The organism is Aquificaceae bacterium, from assembly GCA_037722135.1.
GTDB lineage: Bacteria > Aquificota > Aquificia > Aquificales > Aquificaceae > Pampinifervens > Pampinifervens sericum.
Map to the genome: position 1 here is coordinate 1 of JBBKAW010000039.1, position 7,189 is coordinate 7,189.

The 7,189-nt window shown below is 42.3% G+C and carries 9 protein-coding genes; 6 read left to right on the plus strand and 3 right to left on the minus strand.

The window, feature by feature from the left end; genetic code table 11:
- Positions 1-28: 28 nt before the first annotated feature.
- From murG to WKI49_02720, 6 genes are read left to right on the plus strand one after another with little or no spacing between them, the layout of a single operon-like run.
- Complete coding sequence (gene murG / locus WKI49_02695) at positions 29-1,093, plus strand: undecaprenyldiphospho-muramoylpentapeptide beta-N-acetylglucosaminyltransferase (GenBank protein MEJ7621412.1); 1,065 nt, start codon at positions 29-31, stop codon at positions 1,091-1,093.
- The gene (locus WKI49_02700; GenBank protein ID MEJ7621413.1) at positions 1,090-1,437 is read left to right on the plus strand and encodes a hypothetical protein; all 348 of its coding nucleotides are present in this window, start codon (positions 1,090-1,092) and stop codon (positions 1,435-1,437) included. The genes murG and WKI49_02700 overlap by 4 nt, the downstream gene beginning before the upstream one ends.
- A 13-nt stretch (positions 1,438-1,450) precedes the next feature.
- Positions 1,451-2,329, plus strand: coding sequence for a UTP--glucose-1-phosphate uridylyltransferase GalU (gene galU, locus WKI49_02705; GenBank protein ID MEJ7621414.1), 879 nt, complete (start codon positions 1,451-1,453; stop codon positions 2,327-2,329).
- Positions 2,330-2,341: 12 nt separating this feature from the next.
- Positions 2,342-3,211, plus strand: a complete 870-nt coding sequence (locus WKI49_02710) for a COX15/CtaA family protein (protein ID MEJ7621415.1) — start codon at positions 2,342-2,344, stop codon at positions 3,209-3,211.
- Positions 3,205-4,083, plus strand: a complete 879-nt coding sequence (gene cyoE, locus WKI49_02715) for a heme o synthase (GenBank protein MEJ7621416.1) — start codon at positions 3,205-3,207, stop codon at positions 4,081-4,083. The genes WKI49_02710 and cyoE overlap by 7 nt, the downstream gene beginning before the upstream one ends.
- Positions 4,084-4,086: 3 nt before the next feature.
- Positions 4,087-5,406, plus strand: coding sequence for a cytochrome C oxidase subunit I (locus WKI49_02720; GenBank protein ID MEJ7621417.1), 1,320 nt, complete (start codon positions 4,087-4,089; stop codon positions 5,404-5,406).
- Here the strand turns inward: WKI49_02720 and mtnC are convergent.
- The 3 genes from mtnC to WKI49_02735 all read right to left on the minus strand — a co-directional run.
- Positions 5,372-6,043 (minus strand): acireductone synthase, encoded by a 672-nt coding sequence (gene mtnC, locus WKI49_02725; protein MEJ7621418.1) that lies wholly within the window; start codon positions 6,041-6,043, stop codon positions 5,372-5,374. The two genes, WKI49_02720 and mtnC, sit on opposite strands and share 35 nt — an antisense overlap.
- Positions 6,040-6,594 (minus strand): cupin, encoded by a 555-nt coding sequence (locus tag WKI49_02730; protein ID MEJ7621419.1) that lies wholly within the window; start codon positions 6,592-6,594, stop codon positions 6,040-6,042. The genes mtnC and WKI49_02730 overlap by 4 nt, the downstream gene beginning before the upstream one ends.
- A 190-nt stretch (positions 6,595-6,784) precedes the next feature.
- Positions 6,785-7,189: hypothetical protein (locus WKI49_02735; protein ID MEJ7621420.1), on the minus strand; the 405-nt coding region annotated here is incomplete at its 5' end.

Genomic DNA, 7,189 nt, shown 5'->3' on the forward strand with positions numbered 1-7,189 from the left:
ATGACTTTTAAATATAATGCTTTGTTAGATGAAAGTTTTTGTTTCCGGTGGTGGCACGGGTGGACATTTCTTCCCTGCACTGGCACTCATAGAGTGCCTTCTTGAGGAGAAGATAGATACTGTTTTTGTGGGTTCAGAAAGAGGCATAGAAAAAAGGCTCAGCGACAAACTGCCCGTCCAAAGCCACTTTGTGCAGGCTTACCCTTTTATGGGTAGAGGTATAAAGGAGAAACTCACTTCTGTGTTTAAAAACCTCAAGGGAGCTTTGCAAGTAGCCAAGCTATTAGAGAGAGGAGACAAGGCGGTGGTCTTTGGAGGGTATGCGAGCCTTCCTCTGGGTTTAGCCTGCCCTCTAAAAGGCACTTCCTTATACCTTCATGAGCAAAACTCTGTGCCAAGCAAGACAAACAGGCTACTATGGAGGTTTGCAAAAAGGGTCTTTATAACCTTTGAATACACAAAAAGATACTTTCCAAAGGAAAAGACTGTTAAGACTGGTCTGCCTGTTAGGAAATCCCTGTTGGAGGGTCTTAGTCTAAGCAAGGAAGAAGCACTCAAAAGGTTGGGTTTGGAAGACAAAATTACGCTCCTTGTAGTGGGAGGCAGTCAAGGTGCAAGTTTCTTAAACCAGATAGCCCCCGAGGTCTTTAAAAAAACAGGTTGGCAGGGCATACACATAACCGGAGAAAGGGATTATGAAAAGTTAGAGGTATTTTATAAGCAAAAAGGACTAAAAGTTTTAGTCTTGCCCTTTAGTCATGAAATGCATATCCTATACAGAGCAAGCACTGTAGCCCTTAGCAGAGCGGGTGCAAGCACCATAACAGAGCTTTCTCTTTTCGGCGTGCCTTCCGTTTTTATTCCCTTTCCCCATGCAATTGGAGACCATCAGTATTACAATGCAAAAGAGATAGAAGACCTTGGAGGTGGACTCCTTCTAAGACAGGAAGAAGTAAGCGTAGAAAGGTTAGTCAAAGAGATAGAGCGTATACTCAAAGACCATGAGCTTTTCTCCAAAAACATAAAAGTTTTTGCCAATCCACTTGCCTGTGAGGAGATAAAGAAGTATATTCTTCATGAGGAGGGGAAATGAAGAGCTTGTTTCTTTGCTTACTATTCCTTTTTAGCCTCTCTTTTGCCCTTACGCCAGAAGAAGAGAAACAGTTGCTAAAAGATGTTGCGGAGATAAAGGCAACCTTAAAGGTGTTTATGGAGCAGACAGACAAAAGGTTTGAGCAGGTAGATAAAAGGTTTGAAGAAGTTAATCACAAGATTGAGATGATTCTGGTCTTTATGGGTATTCTCGCTGGCACTTTTGCCACCATAACTGTGGTAACTATAGGCTTTGCCATATGGGACAGGTTTGAAGCCTTAAGGAAACTGGCAAAAAGAGATGAGGAGCTTGCAAAATTCTTAAAAGAAAGAAATCTACTTTAAGGAGGGTATAAACATGGAAGTAAGAAAGGCGGTTTTGCCAGTAGCAGGCTGGGGGACAAGGTTTTTGCCAGCAACAAAAGCCATGCCAAAGGAGATGTTTCCTATAATTGACAAGCCTGTCATACAGTTTATCGTGGAAGAGTGCCTTGATGCTGGCATTGACAATATTATATTCGTCACAGGAAGACATAAAAGACCCATTGAACACCACTTTGATATAAACACAGACCTTGAAAAGCACTTAGAACAATGCGGAAAAACAGAGCTTTTGAAAAACATAATGGAGATAAGCAGGTTAATAAATCCCATATATATAAGACAAAAGGAACAGCTCGGACTCGGTCATGCGGTGCTTGTGGCAGAGCCTGCGGTGGGTTATGAGCCTTTTATAGTGTGCCTGGGAGACGTGATACTCAGAGATGAGGATAATGTGCTAAGAAAAATGATGGACGTATACAAGAGGTTTGGTAAAAGTGTGATAGCAGTCTTTGAAGTGGAACAGAGGGAGGTTTCAAAATATGGCATTATAGACGGCAGGCATATTGAAAAGGACATATACATAATAGATGACCTTGTGGAAAAGCCAAAGCTTGAAGAAGCCCCTTCAAGACTTGCCATAGTAGGTAGGTATCTCTTTACTCCAAGGATATTTGAAAAACTTAAGATAACACCGCCCGGTAAGGGAGGTGAGATACAGCTTACCGACGCCATAAGACTACTTCTTGAAGAAGAAGCGGTCTATGCCATAAAGATTGACTCAAGGGTCTACGACACGGGAACACCTATGGGATACATACAGACCATCCTTGAATTTGCATTGCAGAGGGAAGACCTCAGGGAGGAATTGCTAAGGTATATAAAAGAGCTTACCATTGAGACCACTGAGGTATAATTTATAGCTGTTATGCTGAGGCTATTCTTAGGACTTGCTATACTTTTCACATACATAGTGATGATATGGGGAGGAGCGGTAAGGTCCACAGACTCTGGGCTTGCCTGTCCCGATTGGCCCCTTTGCTATGGTAACTTTCAACTACCAAAGGATACCTCCGCAAAGTTAGAAATGGGACACAGAACAGTCAGCGGGCTTGCAGGTATTTTTGTATTCCTTACCTTTTTCCTTTTATGGTTCAAATACAAGACCGCTCCAAAATCCGCAAAGATAGCATCTCTTGTTGCCTTGCTCTTTACCGTATCCGCTGCACTTACAGGGATGAAGATGATAAGGTTAGAAGCTCCAAACCTCAAATATGTGTCTCATATGCTCCTTGAATCCTTCCACATATACGAATCCATGATAATTCTTGGTGCTTTGGTTTTAACTTACAGATTTTTGCAAAGGGATGAAAACCCTTCTGGTGGTGTGCCTCTTTGGGCTTATGCCTTCGCCCTTACCACTATGATAACCGGTGTCCTTGTGCGATACACAGGTTCTGGTGAAGCCTGTGGTCATGAGTGGCCTACCTGTGCGGGAAAGCTAATACCAGACCTTACTAACTGGCAGGTTGCCCTTCAATTTGCTCACAGAAACATAGCCTATGTTACGTGGCTTGCCTTTCTTTTGGCTATGGTGTCTAACTTTAACAGGACAACCCTTACCGCTTTTGTTTTTATAAACCTTCAGTTCCTGTTCGCCATTTCCATGGTAGTATCTGGCTTTTTCCTCCCACTTGTGTTTCTTGACACTGCCATGGGCTTTTTCCTTTTTGCTTGGCTTACATACAACCTTCAACTTAGTAAAACTCCAGAGCCAAGGGTAAAACCTGCATGGTGAGTAGGGCTGTGGTATACAGTAGTCTCATAAGGGATTACATAATCCTCACAAAACCTGGCATAGTCTTGCTCGTTCTAATAACAACTCTCACTGGCATGTATTTTGCCAAGAGAGGCTTTCCAGACCCTTGGCTCGTCTTTTGGACACTTCTTGGCACTGGGCTTGCCTCTGCAGGTTCTGCGGTTCTCAATCAGTTCTTTGACAGAGACTTGGATGCCCTTATGAGCAGGACAAAGGACAGACCACTGCCAAGCGGAAGCATACCATCCTCCAATGCCCTTGTCTTTGGCTTGTCTTTGCTTGTGCTTTCTGCGATGGTAATGCTCCTTATGGTAAACCTACTTGCGACCTTTTTTGTTTTCCTCGCAGTCTTTTTCTATGTGGTGGTCTATACCATCGCCCTAAAGAGAAAAAGTCCTTTGGCTACAGAAATAGGCGGTGTTTCAGGTGCTCTTCCTCCCGTGATAGGGTATGCATCGGTGAGAGGAGAGGTAGGCTTTGAAGCTCTTATACTTTTTCTCATAATGTTCATGTGGCAACCCCCTCACTTTTGGGTTTTGGCAATAAAGTATGCGGAAGACTACAAAAGAGCAGGAATTCCAACCCTTCCCGTATCAAAGGGAATAGAGCATACCAAGATAAAAACCCTAATATATACAGCGGGGCTTTTGCCACTAAGCCTATTGCCCTCAATCTACGGGATTGCAGGACACATATACTTTGTCTCCGCTCTCCTCTTAAGTGGTCTATACCTTCTTCTTACCCTCAAGTTTGTCTTTTCAAAAAAGCCCAATGGTATGTTTCTGTTTTTCTACTCAATTCTATACATAGCTCTTCTGTTTTCTGTGATGGTTTTTGACATGAGGAGATAAACTATGCATAAAAAGTGGCTTTTGCTTTCTATTGTTTCTTTGGGTCTTGGTGGTTTGCTTGCCCTTGTGGCTGCGGTAGCGAGAACGCCAGTAGTTTATAAACTTGTGCCTCCTGGATATTTCTACCACGCCATTATAGGACATGTAGACCTTGCCATAGTGGGTTTTTTTCTTACTTTCACCCTCCTTTTGTGGCAATTAACCTTTAAAGAAGAGTTAAAAACACCCTTTTACCTTTCTCTAACTGGCATTTTCTTTATAGCCCTTGTTTCCCTTCTGGGAGTTGGCAAGGGAGTATCTAACAACTACCTTCCCACCATAGACCATCCACTATTCTGGCTTGGTGCTCTGCTCTTTTTTGCCGGTTTTTGGCTCGGTAGCTTTGGACTCTTGGCAAGAGCTGAAAAGGGTATATTCTCAGAAAACCCAAGGGAACACTTAGCATCAGTTTCTATCCTGCTTTCTATTTTTATGCTTCTTGCCTTTCTAACCTCCATACCAAAGGCAGGCTCAAGAGAAGAGCTCTACCTTTTTTACGAAAGGCTCTATTGGGCACCTGGGCACACCCATCAGTTTATAAACGGTGTCATGCTCCTATACGCTTGGTATTACTTGTTTGAGATAAAGGGTGTAAGACTTGAACTTGGAAGACTTAGATATGTGAGCTTTTTGTTTCTTTCCTTTTGCTTTATGTATGTGTTTATTCCCATAATTTTTGCAGACCCTGTTTCCGAAGGTGCAAGAAGACTTACAGACCTTGGATATGCGGTAGGACTTGGTCTTCCCATTTTCTTCCATATATTTTTCTTGCTCAAAAACTTTAAGAAAGACAAAGACCTATATTCCACAGCCTTTTTTATCTCTCTCGTCCTCTACCTGCTTGGTGTATTTATCGCTTATGCTGGAGTTCTGCCTTCTCTTGTGTCTTATTTTATTAACCCCTCAAGCGAATACATAGGAATGAAGTCAAACCTTAGCATTCCTGCCCATTATCATGGAGTAATAACCAGCCAAACCCTTGCCTTTATGACGACCGCTTACCATCTCTTTAAGGAACTGGGATATACCCAAAGGCTTAGCAAAATATCCCTACCCCAAGTTTATCTATACGGCACTGGCATGGTGCTTTTTGTGTTGGGACTCTTTTTTGCAGGTCTAAGGAATGCACCAAGAAAGACTTACGGCACAGGCTTTACCGATGACCCAGTAGTGCTTATGTCTTTGGGTCTAATGGGTATTGGCACACTTCTTGCAGTTGCAGGTGGTGCTATATTTGTTCTCTACTCTCTTAAAGTGTTATTTGGTAGAAGTTCTCCACAATAGGATGTTTTGAATCTGTCTTTTCCGTGTCTCTTACAACCCTTACAGTTCTCATACCAGCGGACCTTGCACAGTCAAGCTCCTCTTCCAAGTCAGACAAAAACAAACACTCCTCTGGCTTTAGACCTATAAGCTCAGCAATTTTCAGATAAGACTCCTTTTCCTTTTTACTTCCCACAGAAGTGTCAAAAAAACCATCAAAAAGATAGGTAAGGTCTCCATAGTCTGTGTTTCCAAAAAAGAGCTTTTGAGCCTTTACAGAACCAGAAGAGTAAACATAGAGCCAATAGCCTTGCTCCTTCCATTCTTTGAGTTTCTTATAAGCATCTTCGTATATGTGTCCTTTTAATTCTCCTGACTTAAACCCCTCTTCCCATATATGCCCTTGAAGTTCCTTGAGAAGTGGTTCTTTTAGGTCTTTGTCTATCCATTCTTCAAAGGTCTTTACCGCAGTGTCAAGGTCTACGCTTCTTTGGAGTTTTTCCTCAAGTCCTCTTATTAGCTCCTTGACCTTATCCTCTTGCCAATAAGCCTCAAGAAAACTTCTAAGCCTTCTCTTTGAGTAGGGAAACATAACCTCTTTTACATAGGATATGGATGAGGTTGTTCCTTCTATATCCGTTATAATTGCCCTTATCATCTTAGCTTCAAGATTTGGTCGTGGCTTGGTATTTTTTTGGATATGTCAGAGCCTGTGAAGTTCGCCACCCAACCATCAGGTATGGAGAAAAACCTAATAGCCTTAAAGAAAGGCTCTGTCCCCATATCAAACCAGTGCTTTGTGTTTGCAGGCACGCTTATGAAATCACCCTTCTCACACAAGACCGCATAGACCTTATCCTCGGGATGCAGATAAAAGGTTCCACAGCCGTCTACGAAAAACCTAACTTCAAAGTCTGAGTGCGTATGCTCCGAAAGAAACATATTCCTTAGCTCTTCCTTTTTGGGATGCTCTGGTGTTAGGCTTACCACATCAATGGACTTAAAGCCAAACTCCTTTACTATCCTCTCCACATCCTCCTTGTAGGCTTCAAGCACCTCTTCTTGACCTGCGGACCAGGGAAGCTCTACCTTTGCCTCCCACCTTTCAAAGCGTATGCCAATGGACGCAAGCCTCTGAGATATCTTTTCGTAGTCCCTTTCAACCTCCAAAAGCCTTCCTTCCTCATCATAAACCGCAAGCAAGCTCATGTCAAACCTCCTAAGTTTATTATAGCTTAAACTCAAAAGTGTCTTTTGGTCCATCTGCACCATCCTTCTATTTACGTGGATTTTGTTTTTAAGAAGCACTCTGACAATAACCGTATCATGAAAGCTCTCTTTGCTATCACTCCAAACTTCAAAAACACCTCCTTGCCCTTTACATGTCGGTTCAAATACACTACTTTTCAAACTTGAAAAAGACAGAAAGGTAGTCCTTCCCTATCTTGTATCTGTTTATAAGGAGTTTCTCTCTGAACTGCTTTGGTATCCTTTCGTAGGTTTCCGTAAGCACTACCGCAGGCATCACATCCAAACCCAAATACTCACCATCCCAGCTAAAAACTTCTAACTTTTGTAAATCCTCAATAACATCCTTTGAAAGCACTTTGAAAAAGACCCATTGTCTTGAAGTTTCCCTATCCTTTTTAACCTTACGGTCAACTTCAGAAAGTCTTACCTCTTGAGTCTTATTGAAAAAGAGCACCTTCTTTCTCTTGAGAATCTTAAGGATACCGTCTCTTATGTCAAATTCAAAACCCGAGTATGCCCTACTTAGCTCTTCAGCACTTAGCTTTATTTCAAG

What these genes read in the sequence shown, in the direction of transcription:
- cyoE (MEJ7621416.1), top strand. Translation starts at nt 3,205, where the DNA reads ATGGTGAGTAGGGCTGTGGTATACAGTAGTCTCATAAGGGATTACATA.
- WKI49_02700 (MEJ7621413.1), top strand. Translation starts at nt 1,090, where the DNA reads ATGAAGAGCTTGTTTCTTTGCTTACTATTCCTTTTTAGCCTCTCTTTT.
- mtnC (MEJ7621418.1), bottom strand. Translation starts at nt 6,043, where the DNA reads ATGATAAGGGCAATTATAACGGATATAGAAGGAACAACCTCATCCATA.
- WKI49_02710 (MEJ7621415.1), top strand. Translation starts at nt 2,342, where the DNA reads ATGCTGAGGCTATTCTTAGGACTTGCTATACTTTTCACATACATAGTG.
- WKI49_02730 (MEJ7621419.1), bottom strand. Translation starts at nt 6,594, where the DNA reads ATGAGCTTGCTTGCGGTTTATGATGAGGAAGGAAGGCTTTTGGAGGTT.
- WKI49_02720 (MEJ7621417.1), top strand. Translation starts at nt 4,087, where the DNA reads ATGCATAAAAAGTGGCTTTTGCTTTCTATTGTTTCTTTGGGTCTTGGT.
- murG (MEJ7621412.1), top strand. Translation starts at nt 29, where the DNA reads ATGAAAGTTTTTGTTTCCGGTGGTGGCACGGGTGGACATTTCTTCCCT.
- galU (MEJ7621414.1), top strand. Translation starts at nt 1,451, where the DNA reads ATGGAAGTAAGAAAGGCGGTTTTGCCAGTAGCAGGCTGGGGGACAAGG.